The sequence below is a fragment of the Staphylococcus sp. EG-SA-2 genome (assembly GCF_017152085.1).
Map to the genome: position 1 here is coordinate 1 of NZ_JACYHC010000202.1, position 522 is coordinate 522.

General features: G+C 32.8%; 1 pseudogene. It reads right to left on the bottom strand.

The features are described from left to right. Positions 1 to 522 (bottom strand): annotated as a pseudogene (locus IDG60_RS01900) (T7SS effector LXG polymorphic toxin); the annotation flags it as partial.

Genomic DNA, 522 nt, shown 5'->3' on the forward strand with positions numbered 1-522 from the left:
CGTCTTCTGGATGTTCTTTGGCATATGCCTTTATAACAGCAAAGTCTGCTTTATTTAAAGTTTCTTTCTCTGCTTTATGTTCAATTTTCCCCATAGCAACTTTCAAATATTTTTCATGACTTGCTTTGGCCCAATCAAGTTCTTTACCTGAAGGAATATTAAATTGATTTGTTGAAAAGTTCCAAAAATTTTGCGCTTGGGTAAGTCCTTGTTGGACAATTTTTTGAAATTCTTCAACTTCTTTAAATATTTCTGGTGATTTTTGATTAAACTCACGCAATTTGCGTAGCTTCTCTTCTAATTCATGTTTTTGTTGACCTAATGTTTGTATTATTTGTTGGTTCGATGAAATGGCTTGCTGATTATCGGAAGCATGCTTTTTCAAATTGTTATTCAAATTTTCATATCGCGTAATTTGTTGACTTAATGATCTGATATCTTCTTCAAGCTCTGATTCTTTTAAAGATATGCTATCAACCTCACTCGTATAACGTGACACAAAATTATCGCAAGCTTGCTTCG